The sequence below is a fragment of the Candidatus Sphingomonas phytovorans genome (assembly GCA_029202385.1).
GTDB classification, from domain to species: domain Bacteria; phylum Pseudomonadota; class Alphaproteobacteria; order Sphingomonadales; family Sphingomonadaceae; genus Sphingomonas; species Sphingomonas phytovorans.
Window position 1 is genome coordinate 573,182 of record CP119314.1, and the last position, 14,857, is coordinate 588,038.

A 14,857-nucleotide genomic window follows, 5' to 3' on the forward strand; every position below is an offset into this window, starting at 1 on the left:
GCAGGATTAATTGGAACCGCCCTGGCCGGTGAGCGCGGCGCGGACCTCGCCGATCGCCTTCTCGTTCTTCTTCACGCCGACCGAGCGGCGCACCGCCTCGGTGAACTGCTGGACATATTCGCGGCCGACCACCTGGCCGATCCGCGCGCGGGCGCGGTCGATCACCAGTTTCTGGCCAGCGGCATTGCCGCGCTCGATATGGTTCAGATAGACGATGAACCAGCCGGCCTTGTTCGGCGCCTCGATCATCCGCGCCTTCTTCTCGGTCATGCTGAACATCAGCGTGATGGCGGGCGGCACCTGGCCGCGCGCATTCTCGATCTGCTCGCGCGCAACGGGCGGGACCGGCTGGGGACCGGGGATGCCAAGCTTGGTCTCCGTCATCGACTGGGCGAGCGGCATGCCCTTGTTGACGCGCGCGACGACGTCGACCGCCGCCTGACGCGCCAGCCGCTGCGCCCGGTCGATCACGAAATCGCTCGCGACCTTTTCACGAATCTCGGCGAGCGGACGCGGCGCGGCGGGGATGATGCGGGCCAGCGAGACAAGCGAGAAGCTGCCATCCTGCCCGATCGGGACGAGCTGCGGATCGTCGCCCTGCTCGGCGGCGAAGGCGGCGACCACTGCCTGGGCGAAGGCAGGATCGGGCTTCGACGCGGGATCGTCCGGGTTGATCCCGGCGGTGGTGAGGGGCGGGGTATTGGCGGCCGCCAGCTTCCGGTCAGCGACGATCTCGTCGAAGGTGGCGTTGCTACCGATCGAATTGTCGATCGCGTCGCGCGTCGCCTGCATCGCTACCACCGCCTTTTCGGCGCTGAGCTGAGTCACCAGCTCTGGACGGGCCTGTTCGAGCGACTTGGCAGCGACATTCTCGATGCCGTCGACCCGGAGAACGGTATAGCCGAGTGCGGTACGGAACGGGCCAAGCACCGCGCCCTTCGCCGCGCTGAACGCGGCATTGGCGATCTCAGGCGAATTCGCGGTGGTATAGGCCGGTTTCTCCACGCCCTTCAGCGTGTTGGGCTCGAGCCCGGCGGCACGGGCGGCTTCTGCCAGCGTGCCGGCCCTGGCCTTGGCGACGAGCGCGTTCGCCGCCGTCTGGTCGGGGACGACGACCTGGACGATGTCGCGCTTCTCGGTCGCCTGGAATTTCGCCTTCTGGAGCTGATAGCCCTTGGTGATTTCCGCCTCGGTCGGAATGGCGGTTGCCTTGACGCCTTCAAGGGTGACGGTCGCGTAGCGGATGACCCGGCGTTCCGGCACGGTATAGCGGGCCAGGTTACGCTTGTAGAAGGCAGCGAGCTCGGCATCGCTCGGCGGGGTGCCCTTGCCCATGGCTGGCGTCGGAATGAAGCCGACCTGACCGTCGCGCTTTTCGAGCAGCAGCGACGCGAAGGGCAGCGCGACCTTGACCGGGACCTGCGTTGCGCCCGAGGTCGGCACGATCAGCTGCTGGGTCAGCGTGTCGTTCAGGATCTCCGAGCGGAGCTGCTTGTCGGAAAGGCGGATGCGGGCGAGAAACTGCTCATAGGAGCTCTGGCTGAACTTGCCGTCGATGCCCTGCACCGCGGGGAGGCTGGCGATACGGCCGTCGATCAGCCGCTTCGACGCGACGAGGCCCTGTTGCTGCGCGAATTCGGTCAGCGCCAGGGCGTTGATGGTGCCTTCGAGCGTGCTGTCGACGCCGCCCTGGTTGACGAACTGGACGATATCGAGCGTCGGCTGTTCGCGGCGCAGGCCCTCAAGCTGGTTCTGCACGCGCTGGCGCAGGTCGATCTCGCTGATCTTCGTCTTGCCGATGCTGGCGACCGAGGTGCCGGAAAGCTTCGCGCTGCCACCCAGGCCGGTGATGTCGCCCATGCCGAACATGAGGGCGATCACGGCGAGCACGCCGAGGGTGATGACGACGCCCACCTTCGAGTTTACGGCGCGGCGGATGAGACTGAGCATGGTCGAGACGAGCCGATCTGATGGAGGCTGAAAAGGGACGAACTGCGACGCTTTAAGGGGACCGACCCGCTCCTTCAAGCTTGTGCGATCGTGAAGGCCCGTTAATCGGCTGATCGCAGAACAGGGAGATGGCGCTTTGGCACGACGCAAGCTGATTGCAGGGAATTGGAAGATGAACGGCAGCCTGGCTGCCTTGACCGAGCTGGATGGGATCGCCGCGGCGGCCATGGCCGCGCCGGGCGTCGACGTCGCGATCGCGGTGCCGGCGACGTTGATCGCGCCCGCTGTCGCGCGCGTGTCGGGGATCGCGCCCGCCGCCGCGCGCGCGCCTGGCCTGGCGATCGGGGCGGAGGACGTTCATCCGGCGGAGAAGGGGGCGCATACCGGCTGCATCTCGGTCGGCATGGTGAAGGAGGCGGGGGCCGTCTTCTCGATCATCGGCCATAGCGAGCGGCGCGCAGATTGCCACGAGACCGACCAGCAGGTGAAGGCCAAGGCCGAGGCGCTGCGCCGGGGCGGGCTGGGGGCGATCCTGTGCGTCGGCGAAACGCTTGACGAGCGCGATGCCGGGCGTGCCGAGGCGATGGTGACCGGGCAGCTCGCGGCGTCCCTGCCGGAGGATGCGGCGGCGGACTGGCTGTCGATCGCCTATGAGCCGGTCTGGGCGATTGGCACCGGGCGCACGCCGACCGTGGGGGATGTGGCGGCGATGCACGGCGCCATCCGCGCACGGCTGCGCGCGCTGATCGGGCAGGAGGCGGACGCGGTGCGGATCCTCTATGGCGGATCGGTGACCGGGGACAATGCGGCTGAGCTGCTGGGCGCGGGCGATGTCGACGGGGCACTGGTCGGCGGGGCGAGCCTGACGGCGGCGAAGTTCGTGCCGATCGTGGAGGCCGGGGCGGCGCTGGGCTGACCGGCTGGCCGCAGCGCAGCTTTCCCCGAGAAGCGCGTCGTCCGCCTGCGGCCAACCTCATATTATTGCTGCATGACCTCCAAACCGGCAAAATAAATAGCCGGAATGACATGATTTTGTGTCGAAACGGCAACATTGCCGCAACAATCCGCGCTGCGTCGCGGCAGAACCGATCCGGTCCCATTGCCACCACCGGCCCCTTGGCACAGCCTCGTGCATGGCAATGGGGAGACACGAAATGACACTCAAGACGATGTTGCGGTGTGGCGTGGTGATGGCCGTACTGGTTCCTTTTCCCTCGGGTGCGCTGGCGCAGTCGGTGACGAGCGGCGGGCCTGCCACGCAGCAGGCCGAAGCCGATGGCGGCGACATCATCGTGACGGGATCGCGCATCCGCCGCGATCCGCTTGAGCAGGACTCGCCGGTCATCACCGTCGATCAGACCTCGCTGGCGCGCACCGGCCTGTCGTCAGTCGCCGACGTGCTGCAACGCCTGCCGAGCGCGAGCGGCGGCCTGAACAGCAAGGTCAACAACAGCGGCAATATCGGCAATCCGCCCGATGGCGGCGGCGTGGGCGCGGGGTCGGCGGAAATCGACCTGCGGTATCTTACCGCCAAGCGCACGCTCGTGCTTGTCGACGGCCTTCGCTACGTCAACGGCGCTTCGGCCAGCGGCATTCCCTCGACGGTCGACCTCAACACCATCGCGGTGAGCTCGATCGACCGGATTGAGGTGCTCCAGTCAGGCCAGTCGCCGCTTTACGGATCGGATGCGCTCGCGGGCGTGGTCAACATCATCACGAAATCGCAGCAGCAGGGTCTTCAGGCATCGGCGCAGTTCGGCACGTTCCGGCAGGGCGACGGCCATACCCAGGATTATAATATCAGCTATGGCATCAATGGGCCGACCACCCATGTCGTGTTCGGCGGCAGCTATGTGAAGCAGGAAGCGGTCAGCACGCGGGATCGCAGCATCTCGCAATTCCCGAACCCGGGCCAGACGAGCTGCACCGATCCGATCGGCGGGTGCAGTAGCGCGACGCTGAACGGCTTCATCCAGCTTGTCGGCGGCGGTCCCGTCTACACGCCGAAGAATCCGCCGATCACCGGTCGCCCGCGGTTCGACCCGCTGAACCCGACCGGGCCGAACAGCGATTTCCGGCTGCTGACCACCGCCGACCGCTTCAACTTCTCTCCCTATAATTATTTCCTGACACCATCGGAACGGTACGGCTTCTTCGTCAGCGCGAAGCAGGAACTGACCGACAGCATCAACCTGCGCGTCAAGATGAACTATATGAAGCGCAATTCGCAGAACCAGGCTGCGTTCCTGCCGCTGTTCGTCGGCCCCGATGCGGGCAACGGCAACCTGCTCGATACGATCTCGATCGACGCGACCAACCCGTACAACCCGTTCGGCTATACCCTGTCGGCCGGCGGCGCTGGCAATCCGCCAGCCAATTATTCGACGGTGCGCAGGCGGCTGATCGAGGCCGGGCAGCGCACCTATACCCAGCATGTCGAGACAATGACCGTCACCGGCACGCTCGACGGGTCATTCAATGTGGGCAGCCACAAATTCTACTGGGACGTGAACGCCGTGTTCGGCTTCAACGATGCCAAGCAGACCTTCACCGGCAACATCAACGCGGCGAAGCTGGCACAGGCGCTCGGCCCGGTGGCGAACTGCACCGGCGCGTGCGTGCCGTTCAACATCTTCGGCGGTGCCGGATCGGTAACCCCGGCGATGCTGGCGTTCGTCGGCTTCACCGAGCTTGATCGCAGCTCGCAGAGCGTCAACGACTATACCGCAAACCTGAGCGGCGAGCTGTTCGACCTGCCGGCGGGGCCGGTCGGCATCGCGGTCGGCTATGAGCATCGTTACCAGGTGGGTGATTTCACGCCGGATCCGATCATCACCGCCGGGCTCGGCGCGGACATCCCGGCGCAGCCGGCACATGGCAGCTATAATTCGGACGAATTCTATGCCGAGTTGCGCGTGCCGATCCTGAAGGACGTGCCGTTCTTCCAGTCGCTCGAATTCGACGGCGCGGTGCGCCATTCGAACTTCGCGCCCGGCGGCAGCAACACGACCTATACGGCGAGCGGACTGTGGAAGCCGGTGAAGGACCTGCTGCTGCGCGGATCCTATGCGCAGGGTTTCCGGGCGCCGAGCATCGGCGAACTGTTCGGTGCGGAATCGCGCTCCGACGCGCCGATCGACGACCCGTGCACCAACGTGCCGGGATCGCCCTATCAGTCGTCGGCCACGGTGCGGGCCAATTGCACCGCGAACGGCGTGCCGGCGAACGGCAGCTACCAGGAACCGACCGGCGGGCAGTTGGGCGTGTTGACCGGCGGCAACCAAGCGTTGAAGCCGGAAACGTCGCGGACCTGGCTGTTCGGGGGCGTCTATTCGCCAGCCTGGGCGCGCAATAGCGGCTTTGCCAGCAGCCTGAGCGTGGAGGTGAATTATTACGACATCAAGGTCGAGAATGCGATCGCGCCGGTCGATGCGCAACTGACGCTCAGCCGCTGCGCCCTGAGCGCCGACGCGCTGAGCTGCGCCGCGATCAAGCGAACGCCGAGCGGCCTGATCTCTCGGATCAACGCGCAGTTGCAGAATATCGGCGGCATCCGCACCCGCGGCATCGACGTGACCGCCAATTACCGTACGCCGCAGACCGGCGTCGGCAGCTTCGGCCTGTCGCTCAACGGCAATTTCCTGCTGAAATATACCGAGACCTTCCCGGCCGCGGTCGGCTTCACGACGACGGATTATCGCGGCAAGACGCGGGGCTTCCCCGACCAGTCCTATCCCGAATTCAAGGGCAATGGCGTGGTCGACTGGCAGTTCGGCGCTTTCGGCGCGTCCTTCACCGGCCGCTATATCAAGAGCGTCGTCGAAGCCGATGGCAGCCGGCTCGGCAGCCGGCTCTATGGCGATGTCCAGGTCAGCTACACCCCGGCCTTCATGAAGGATCGGGTCACCCTGACGCTCGGCGTCAACAATGTCTTCAACCAGGATCCGCCGGGCTGCACGAGCTGCACCGGGCCTAATTACGATCCGACGACCTACGACGTGCCGGGCCAGTTCGGGTACGCCCGGCTGTCCTACAAGATGTAGGGTTCAATGACGAAGCGGGCCGGCGCCGACCAGCGCCGGCCCTTTCGGCCTTTCTGCGCGCCGGGATAGGGCGTATCGTCGCTCTATCGGGGTTTCGGCACGGAAAGGCATGAAATGACTCGCGTCATCCTGGCAGCCCTGGCGTTACTGGTTCTCGCTGCCCCCGCCGCGGCGCAATCGCCCGAGCGGATCGAGATCGACCTGTCGAACTTCAAGTTCACGCCGTCGACCATCACGCTGCGGCATGGCCAGCCTTATGTGCTGCATTTCGTCAACACCGCGAAGGGCGGCCATGATTTCTCGGCCAAGGCATTCTTCGATGCCGCATCGATGGAAGCGCGGGATCGCGCCTTTGTCGCCAGGGGCGAGATCGAACTGCGTGGTGGCCAGACGGCCGATGTGCGCCTGACCGCACCGGCGCCCGGGACCTATGACGTGCATTGCTCGCACTTCATGCATTCGACCTTCGGGATGACCGGAAAGATCGTGGTCGAATAGGCGCGGGTAGCCCGTCAGCGGCGATTCCAGTGCGCTGACGAGATGGCGCCTGCGGCAATCCGGTCACCACGGCGACCGTTCCGACGCTCCGAACCCGCCGTGCCGCAGTCCAATGGCCTGATGGCTTGGGCTGATCGAGAATGCACCCAGAATTCGCCGCCCATTCGCGGTGATTGTCCACGCAGCCATCGGAGCGACGTCGGTCCTCCTGGTGTCAGCTACCCGGCGCACCTTCACTATCAAATGATAATGCTAGTGACTCGCATTAGTCTTCGGCTATCGGGGCGCGACGAATCATAAAAGGGATCATGGTATGCGTTTCTTCAGTCTCCTGCTTGCCGGCTGCACATTGACCGGCGGTGCGGCCCCGGCGCTGGCAAACGAAGAGACGAGCGGCGCGACGCCGGAGGACGAGGCGGGCCAGCGCGAAGGCGACGTCGTCGTTTTCGGCAAGAGCTATGGCCGGGAAGTCGGCAAGACGGTGACCCCGCTCAAGGATGTGCCGAACACCGTCACGGTGATCGAGCGGGACCAGATCGAGGCGCAGAACCTCTTTACCCTCGAAGACGCGCTGACCGTGACGAACGGCATTACCGTGAATGGCGTGGGCAGCGAGGATCCTTCCTTCCTGTCGCGCGGCTTCGCGATCAGCAATTATCTGGTCGACGGCGTGCCGACGATGGCGTTCGGCTTTCCCGCCGTTGTGCCGGACCTGTTCTTCTACGATCGGCTGGAGGTGCTGCGTGGCCCGGCGGGCCTGTTCAGCGGATCGGGCAACCCTGCGGGCAGCATCAACCTGGTGCGGAAAAGGCCGCTCGATGCGTTGCGCGTCCAGGCGTCCGCAGGCGGCGGCAGCTACAGCAATGTCCGGCTTGAACTGGATGCATCGACGCCGCTCGGCGACCGGGCCGGCCTGCGTGTCGGCGCGATGCTGCAGGACCAAGACCAGTTCTTCAAGGTCGCGCATCGCAACCGAGTCGGCGCCTTCGCGGTCGGGTCGATCGAGATCGGCGACCGGACGACGGTGACTGTCGGCGGCAATTACGACCGGTTCAAGCCGGCGATCCAGTCGGGGCTGCCGGGCCTGATCGGCGGCGCCGACGGCAGCGACGGGCAGTTGCTGAAGATCGACCGGTCGACCTATCTCGGTGCCGACTGGAACCGCTTCCGTTCGGAAAGCTGGCAGGGCTTCGTCGAAGTGGTCCACCGGGTGAGCGACCGATGGACGCTGCGCGCGACCGGCCTTGCCACCGGCGTCGATCGAATCGACATTTACAGCTATATCGGCAACCAGCCGGTCACACCGGCCAATGGCGGCACGACCAGCCACATCGCCTATCGCGGCGACAGCTTCCAGACCACGCGGTCATTCGATGTCAACGGCATCGGCAGCTTCCCGCTGTTCGGCCGTGACCAGACGTTGATCCTGGGTGCCGACTATCAGGCGCAGTCCTATGATTCCTATTATACGCGGCTATCGAACTACGCGACGATCAACGTATTCAACCCGGTCTCGCCGGCCGAGCCGGCGCTTAACCCCTATGGTCCGTCGCTTGCCTATCCCGGCCCCGCCGGGCCCGTGACGCAGAATTATGGCGGCACGCGGACCCAGATCGAGCAATATGGCCTTTACGGCCAGGTCCGCCTCAGCCCCCTTGCCGGGCTGACGCTGGTGGGCGGCGGACGGCTGACCTGGTGGGACAGCCATGGCAGGACATTGGTATCGATGCAGGCCACGCTGCCGCCGCCGACAAGCTATGGTGTCGACAATCGTTTCACGCCCTATGCCGGCCTGGTGTGGGACGTCACGTCGAAATGGAACATCTATGGCAGCTATGCTGACAGCTTCACGCCGCAGGCTGCCCCGGCGGGGCGCCGCCGGCCCGACGGCCAGCAGATCGACCCGCTGATCGGCAACCAGTTCGAAGCGGGCACCAAGCTGTCGCTGATGAAGGACAGGCTGCTCCTGTCGCTCGCCGCCTATCAGATCACCCAGACCAACCGCCTGTTCAACGACCCCAATCTGGCTGACGTCGTCCTCCAGATCGGAAAGGTGCGCGCGCGCGGGATCGAGGCCGAGGCGAGCGGAGAGATCCTGCCCGGCTGGCGGATCAATGGCGGCTACAGCTTCACGCGCACCAAATATCTCAAGGACGCGAACCCGGTGTTCGAGGGTCTGTCGCTGCTGCCCGTCATTCCCGCGCACATGGCGAAGCTGTTCACCAACTATGCTCCCAAGGACGGGCCTCTGGCAGGGGCGAGCATTGGCGGCGGGGTGACCTGGTTCAGTTCGACCTTCAGCGGCAATCCGGCGGTGTTCAGGGCAGACGGCTCGGTGCTGACCCGATCGTCGATCGTCCGGCAGGGCAGCTATGCCGTGCTCGATCTGCGCGCCGGATACAAGCTGACCGAGCAGCTTGCCGTATCAGTCAACGTCAACAACGTACTCGACCGCAATTATTACGCCCGCATCTCCTCGACCGGGCGCGGCAATTATTACGGCAGCCCGCGTACCGTGTTCGCCACCGCGCGATACACGTTCCAGTGAGCGCCGCCGGTCGCGTCGAGCGCGGGGGCGCGTGGCGGCGGCGCGGCGACGTGCTGCTGCGCGTCATCGCCGCCATCCCTCTCGGTTATGCGGTGGGGAGCCTGTGGGCGATGGCGCTCGCGCGGCTGTTGCCCGGCGATCGATCCGAAGCCACGATCATCGCGACGCTCGTCGCGTTCGCGCTGTGCGCCTTCGCCGCGATCTGGGCGTTCGCCGCGCGCAGCGCCTGGCGGGCAATCTGGACGCTGGCCGGCATGGGGGCGGTCGCGGGGGCGATTACATGGATCTCGATCGACCTGACGGGGCGGCTATGAGCAAGGGTTTCCGTCAATCGCAGGCGTTCCTCCACACCTGGTCCGGGATGCTGCTTGGGTGGGTGTTGTTCCTGGTGTTCGTCGCTGGCACGATCGCCTTCTGGCGCGAGGGGATGAACCGCTGGATGCGCCCTGAACTGGCGCGGGTCGAACAGCCGATGCGGGTCCTCGCGGGGGCGCAGCGTTTCCTCGAACGCAAGGCGCCCGACGCGGAAAGCTGGTTCATCACCGTGGCGAACGAGCATTCGCCGGGTGCCGACCTGTTCTGGCAGCCCCAGCAGAAGAAGGGTGAGGGACAGCGTCGCCGCGGGCGGCGGAACAACCAGGCGCTGATCGGCGCTGACGGGCAGCCGGCTGTCGCCCGCGAGACGCGCGGCGGCGAGTTCTTCTATCGTTTCCATTTCGACCTTCACTACATGCCGGTGATCTGGGCGCGCTGGCTGGTCGGTTTCGCGACGATGATGATGCTGGTGGCGATCCTGAGCGGGATCGTGACTCACAAGAAGATCTTCCGCGACTTCTTCACACTTCGGCGCGCCAAGGGGCAGCGATCATGGCTTGACGGTCACAATGCGTCGGCGGTGCTGGCGTTGCCGTTCCACCTGATGATCACCTATACCGGTCTCGTGACGCTGATGGCGATGCTGATGCCCTGGGCGGTCGTCGCCAATTACAGCGACCAGGCGAAGATATTCGAGGCCCTGTTCCCGGAGGCCCCAGCCGTCGAGCGTACCGACCGGCGGGTGCCGCTCGCCGCACTCACCACGATCGTGACGGATGCGGAGCGCCGGTTCGGCGGACCGGCCGGTTTCATCGAGGTGAGCATGCCCGGCGATGCCGCGTCGCGGGTCACGGTAAGCCGGAGCCCCGCGTCGATGCTGTCGTCACGCACCCCACGCCTGACCTACCAAGGTACCAGCGGCAGGCTCCTCTGGCAGGCGCCCCAACCCGGCGGGGCAGCGGTCACCGCGGGTGCCATGATCGGTCTCCATACCGGGCGATATGCCGATACGGGCCTGCGCTTCATCTACTTCCTGTGCGGCATTGCCGGAGCGGTGATGGTCGCGAGCGGCCTCGTCCTGTGGACCGTCAAGCGCCGGGAAAAGCTGGTCGATCCGCAGCGGCCGCATCTTGGCTTCCGGATCGTCGAGCGGCTGAATGTCGCGGTGATCGGCGGGTTCCCGCTGGGAATCGCCTGCATGTTCTGGGCGAACCGGCTGCTGCCCATCGGGCTAGCCGGGCGCGCTGAATGGGAAGTCAATGCGCTGTTCATTGCCTGGGCGAGTGCCTCGGTGCTGGCGGTCGCGCGGCGTCCGGCGACGAGCTGGGTCCTGTTGTTCGGCACGACGGGCGTGCTGCTCGGCATGCTGCCGATCTATAATATCCTCGCCACCGGGCGCGGGCTGCCGGCCTCGATCATGTCGGGCGATATGATGCTCGCCGGGATCGATGCGACGCTGCTGGTCTTCGCAGGCAGCTTCATCGCCATCGCGCGCCGCGTCGCCCGATATCGTCCCGTGGCGCGCCGGCCAAGGGCGAGCGCCGCTCGTCCGGTTGAGTCGCATCCGGTCCTGGAGCCTGCCGAATGAGTTTCCTCGCCGCCCTTTGCACGGTCCTGGCCTTTACGTTGTTCGGCCTGGTCACCGACGACCATCATCGCCGCTTCGTCGGCACGCGCCCTTCGCCGCGCGCGAAACGACGCCTCCGAGCCGGTGCGTGGATTGCCCTGGCCGCCGGCTTTCCGCCGGCGATCGCGGCGAGCGGCTGGGTGTTCGGTCCGATCCTGTGGATCGGGCTGACGATGCTCGGCGCGGGCATCGTTTTCCTGGCGATGAACCTGATGCCCAAGTCTCAGCGCGACACCGGGCCTCGCGCGCGGTGATGGCCCGTCATTCGATCACAAGGAGGATGAAGATGAGGAAGACAATATTATTCGCCCTGATGTTGGGTTTTTCGGGCGTGGTGCAGGCGCATGAAGTGTGGGTCGAACGCGACGGAAACGGCCCCGCGCGGATTTATCTTGGTGAGCCGGCCGAGGCACTTCCCCCAGGCGGCGATCCGGAATTCGCGAAGCTCAAGGCGCCACGGCTCTTGTCGGGCGTGGATGCCAAGCTTGTTCGCAAGGAGGGATTCATCGAGGCGGTTGTGCCGGCGGGCGACGTGCGGGCCTGGGACGACAATGTTTTCGATCCATGGGGCCCTGACGGCAAGAAAGAGGGCGTGATTTATTATGCGCGCGCCGGGCGAAGCGAGGCGACCGCGAAAATGCCGCTGGAAATCATGCCCGTGACGGCCGGCGGCACCCGCTTTGCGCTTGTCCGCGACGGCAAGCCGCTGGCCGGCGTCGCGATCACGATCGTCAGCCCGGACAAATGGTCCAAGGGCGTGACGACCGACGCGCAGGGGCACGTCGATGTCCCGATGCGCGAACGCGGGCGCTATCTGCTGTCCGCGTCCATCAAGGACGCGGGGCCGGCGACGATCGGCGGCGGGACGGTCTCGACAGTGCACCGCATCGCGACGACGACGTTCGTAGTACCCTGAACAGGGCGTCTCCGAGGCGGGGAGGGTCAAGCCTCACCGTTTCCGCCTTCCCCGGCGCCTGCCGGGGAAGGCGGACGATGCTCTAGCTATAGCGCGCCTTGAGCATCGCCCAGGCGGCGCGCAGGCCGAGCGCGTCGCCGCCCTTGGGACGGCCCGGCTTCCCCGCGGGGCGCCAGGCGAAGGTGTCGAGATGCGCCCAGGGCGTGCCTTCCGGTACGAAACGGCGGAGGAACAAGGCAGCCGTCACGGCGCCGGCAAAGCCGCTGTCGGCCGCATTGATCATGTCGGCGACGTCTGACTTCAGCATCTCGTCATAACCGTCCCACAGGGGCATGCGCCAAAGCGGGTCGTCCACCTCGCCCGCGGCGGCGAACAGCGCCCCGGCAAGCGGCTCGTCATTGACGAAGGTGGCGGGCAGATCGGGGCCGACCGCGACGCGGGCCGCGCCGGTGAGCGTCGCGAAATCGACGATCAGCGTCGGCTTCTCCTCACCCGCGCGGGTGAGCGCGTCGCCCAGGATCAGCCGCCCCTCGGCGTCGGTATTGGTGTTTTCGACCGTCAGGCCCTTGCGTGTCCTCAGCACGTCGCCGGGCCTGAAGGCGTTGCCCGAGACGGCATTCTCGACCGCCGGGATCAGGAGGTGAAGGCGGACCTTGAGCCGGGCCGCCATGACCAGCCCGGCCAGCGCCAGCGCGTGCGCCGCGCCGCCCATGTCCTTCTTCATCAGCCGCATGCCGGCGCTGGGCTTGATGTCGAGCCCACCCGAATCGAAGCACACGCCCTTACCGACGAGCGCGATGCGGGGGTTCTTCGGATCGCCCCATTCCAGCTCGATCAGGCGCGGCTCCCGGCCCTTGGCGGCAGCCTGGCCGACCGCATGGACCATCGGATAGCCCTTCACCAGCGCCTCGCCCCGCGTGACGCTGAGCGTGGCACCATGCGCTTCGGCGAGCGCGGACACTTCCGCCTCCAGCTCGGCGGGGCCGAAATCCGATGCGCCGGTATTGACGAGGTCGCGTACCTTGGTGGTGGCGGCGGCGATGCGGACCGTTTCCTCGACCAGCGCCGGCTGCCCGGACAGCAGCACGCGCGGGCCTTCGCCGTCGGGCTTGCGATAGCGGTCGAAGCGGTACTGGCCGAGCACCCAGCCGAGCATCGCCGCGCCTGCCTCCCGCGAGGGGCGATAGCTGCCTTCGGGAAGAGTCTCCGCCAGTCTGGCGAGATCCCAGGCGCCGAGGTCGCTCTTCTCGACGATCAGCACGACGGACCAGTCGTCGGCGTCGCCGGGCAGGATCGCGCTGCCGCCGGTCTTGCCGGTGAGCTTCTGTGCCGAGACCGCCGCGCGGAGGCGGGGTGGCTGGGCATTGAGCCAGGCCTCGAAGCCGGCGGCCTCGACGATCTCGATCGAGCGGGCAGGCTGGCCGCGATCGGGCTGGAGAAGGGCGGCGCTCATCAGCGTTTTGCCGGCGCGACGAGGAATTGCTCGATCTTGCCGCTTCGGTCGGCATAGGTGCTGATCGCCAATGCCCTGGCGGCATAGGTGACCCGGAAGCTGCGGCCGACGAACCCGCCGCGCAGCCGGGCGGTACCGGTCTGGGCGAACGTCACCGGATCACCGAGCGGTGCGAGGCTGGTCCTGAAATCGGCGAGGGTGACCGGCGTGAAATAATAATTGGCGTTCTCCGTGAGCAGGGCGCGATCGAGCGTGCCGGTGCGAAGCTGGTCGAATATCAGCCGTGCCCTGGCGAGTGCCGGACTGTCGGCGGGGTCGGCGGGTGGTGGCGCGGGGAGCAGGGTGCGCGCCAGGCCCTGGCCGATCGTGACGAACGCGTCGCTCGACCAGCTGTTGGTGAGCACGACGATCGCCGCCCGCTCGTCCGGGAAGACGATGTTGTAGGATAGGAAACCGACCGCCTCGCCGGTATGTTCGACATAGCGGCGGCCATTGGCGGCGCCGATCGAGACGCCGAGGCCATAGCCGGTCGAGGTGCCGTCGGCGAGCTTCACCGGCGTCTCCTGCAGCATCCAGTCGTCGGCATTGAGAATCTTGCGGTTGAGCCGGGCGACATCCCATTTGGCGAGGTCGCGCGCACTCATCGCCAGTTCGCCCGCCGCGAACAGCCAGCCACGCGCGGCGGGGGTGGCGACGCGCAGCGGGCCCATCGCGGCGCGGCCATAGCCCTGGGGGAAGCCCTTGCCGACCGCGAGATCCTGATCATAGGCGGTGATGCCGAGCGGCGCGAAGACCCGCAGCTTGAGGAAGTCGAGCAGCGGGATGCCGGCGACCTTCTCGACGATCATGCCGGCGACGACATAGCCCGTGTTCGAATATTGCCATTGGGTGCCGGGCGTGAAATCGAGCGGCTTCTTCGCCCAGCGATCGACGATACCCTGGGGCGTGACGGGGGTGGCCATAGCCTTGAAGCTGTAATCCTGCGGCCAGTAATCCTGCAGGCCCGAGGTGTGGCTGAGCAACTGCCGGATGCTGATCTTGTCGCCGTCGGTGATGTCGGGAATGTATCTGGCGACCTTGTCGTCGAGGCTGAGCTTGCCGTCCTCGGCGAGCAGCAGGATCGCGGCGGCGGTAAACTGTTTCGAGACCGAGGCGATCTGGTAGGGCGCTTCCTCGCGCGCGACCGGCATGTGCTCGGCCTGCTTGCCATAGGCCCTGGCGAAGACGATCTCGCCGCCGCGCACCACCGCGATCGAGGCGGAAGGAACGTCGGTGCCCGTCAATGTCTCGGTGACGATCCGGTCGACCTGAGCGCGTTCTTCCGCCGTGAGCGCCTGGGAGAAGGCCGGTGTCGCGGCGAACAGCGCAACTATCGTCAACGTCGAACGGATCAGCATCGTGAGTTGTCACCATCAAGAGGCGGGCAAGGGGCGGGGCTGCTGTCTTTTCATCTTCGACGGCCAAAGGAAAGAGGGCGGGCATGACGAATCTTTCATGGGAACATGGA

At 66.3% G+C, this 14,857-nt stretch carries 11 protein-coding genes; 8 read left to right on the top strand and 3 right to left on the bottom strand.

Annotation, left to right across the window (positions count from 1 at the left end; translation table 11 throughout):
• Positions 1–6: 6 nt before the first annotated feature.
• The gene (locus P0Y59_02845) at positions 7–1,950 is read right to left on the bottom strand and encodes a SurA N-terminal domain-containing protein (GenBank protein WEK00649.1); all 1,944 of its coding nucleotides are present in this window, start codon (positions 1,948–1,950) and stop codon (positions 7–9) included.
• Positions 1,951–2,086: 136 nt separating this feature from the next.
• On the opposite strand from P0Y59_02845, the gene tpiA reads away from it, so the two are divergent.
• From tpiA to P0Y59_02885, 8 genes are all read left to right on the top strand, one after another.
• Positions 2,087–2,866 carry a triose-phosphate isomerase gene (tpiA, locus tag P0Y59_02850; protein WEK00650.1) on the top strand — a complete coding sequence of 260 codons (780 nt, stop codon included), beginning with the start codon at positions 2,087–2,089 and terminating at the stop codon, positions 2,864–2,866.
• Positions 2,867–3,104: 238 nt separating this feature from the next.
• Positions 3,105–5,993 (top strand): TonB-dependent receptor, encoded by a 2,889-nt coding sequence (locus P0Y59_02855; protein ID WEK00651.1) that lies wholly within the window; start codon positions 3,105–3,107, stop codon positions 5,991–5,993.
• Between the two features lie 114 nt (positions 5,994–6,107).
• Positions 6,108–6,491: a cupredoxin domain-containing protein gene (locus P0Y59_02860; protein WEK00652.1), complete on the top strand. Its 384-nt coding sequence runs from the start codon at positions 6,108–6,110 to the stop codon at positions 6,489–6,491.
• A gap of 313 nt (positions 6,492–6,804) precedes the next feature.
• Positions 6,805–9,039, top strand: coding sequence for a TonB-dependent siderophore receptor (locus tag P0Y59_02865; protein WEK00653.1), 2,235 nt, complete (start codon positions 6,805–6,807; stop codon positions 9,037–9,039).
• Complete coding sequence (locus tag P0Y59_02870) at positions 9,036–9,353, top strand: hypothetical protein (GenBank protein ID WEK00654.1); 318 nt, start codon at positions 9,036–9,038, stop codon at positions 9,351–9,353. Before P0Y59_02865 ends, P0Y59_02870 begins: the two co-directional genes overlap by 4 nt.
• Entirely contained in the window at positions 9,350–10,942 is a 1,593-nt protein-coding gene (locus tag P0Y59_02875) for a PepSY-associated TM helix domain-containing protein (protein ID WEK00655.1), read from the top strand. The genes P0Y59_02870 and P0Y59_02875 overlap by 4 nt, the downstream gene beginning before the upstream one ends.
• Positions 10,939–11,235, top strand: coding sequence for a DUF3325 domain-containing protein (locus tag P0Y59_02880; protein WEK00656.1), 297 nt, complete (start codon positions 10,939–10,941; stop codon positions 11,233–11,235). The genes P0Y59_02875 and P0Y59_02880 overlap by 4 nt, the downstream gene beginning before the upstream one ends.
• A gap of 32 nt (positions 11,236–11,267) precedes the next feature.
• A complete protein-coding gene (locus tag P0Y59_02885; GenBank protein WEK00657.1) occupies positions 11,268–11,897 on the top strand; it encodes a DUF4198 domain-containing protein in 630 nt (209 codons plus the stop codon).
• Positions 11,898–11,979: 82 nt separating this feature from the next.
• On the opposite strand, the gene P0Y59_02890 is transcribed toward P0Y59_02885, so the two are convergent.
• Complete coding sequence (locus P0Y59_02890) at positions 11,980–13,350, bottom strand: leucyl aminopeptidase family protein (protein ID WEK00658.1); 1,371 nt, start codon at positions 13,348–13,350, stop codon at positions 11,980–11,982.
• A complete protein-coding gene (locus P0Y59_02895; protein WEK00659.1) occupies positions 13,350–14,747 on the bottom strand; it encodes a serine hydrolase in 1,398 nt (465 codons plus the stop codon). Before P0Y59_02895 ends, P0Y59_02890 begins: the two co-directional genes overlap by 1 nt.
• Positions 14,748–14,857: the final 110 nt, after the last annotated feature.

What these genes read in the sequence shown, in the direction of transcription:
- P0Y59_02885 (WEK00657.1), top strand. Translation starts at nt 11,268, where the DNA reads ATGAGGAAGACAATATTATTCGCCCTGATGTTGGGTTTTTCGGGCGTG.
- P0Y59_02865 (WEK00653.1), top strand. Translation starts at nt 6,805, where the DNA reads ATGCGTTTCTTCAGTCTCCTGCTTGCCGGCTGCACATTGACCGGCGGT.
- P0Y59_02875 (WEK00655.1), top strand. Translation starts at nt 9,350, where the DNA reads ATGAGCAAGGGTTTCCGTCAATCGCAGGCGTTCCTCCACACCTGGTCC.
- P0Y59_02845 (WEK00649.1), bottom strand. Translation starts at nt 1,950, where the DNA reads ATGCTCAGTCTCATCCGCCGCGCCGTAAACTCGAAGGTGGGCGTCGTC.
- P0Y59_02890 (WEK00658.1), bottom strand. Translation starts at nt 13,350, where the DNA reads ATGAGCGCCGCCCTTCTCCAGCCCGATCGCGGCCAGCCTGCCCGCTCG.
- P0Y59_02880 (WEK00656.1), top strand. Translation starts at nt 10,939, where the DNA reads ATGAGTTTCCTCGCCGCCCTTTGCACGGTCCTGGCCTTTACGTTGTTC.
- P0Y59_02855 (WEK00651.1), top strand. Translation starts at nt 3,105, where the DNA reads ATGACACTCAAGACGATGTTGCGGTGTGGCGTGGTGATGGCCGTACTG.
- P0Y59_02860 (WEK00652.1), top strand. Translation starts at nt 6,108, where the DNA reads ATGACTCGCGTCATCCTGGCAGCCCTGGCGTTACTGGTTCTCGCTGCC.
- P0Y59_02895 (WEK00659.1), bottom strand. Translation starts at nt 14,747, where the DNA reads ATGCTGATCCGTTCGACGTTGACGATAGTTGCGCTGTTCGCCGCGACA.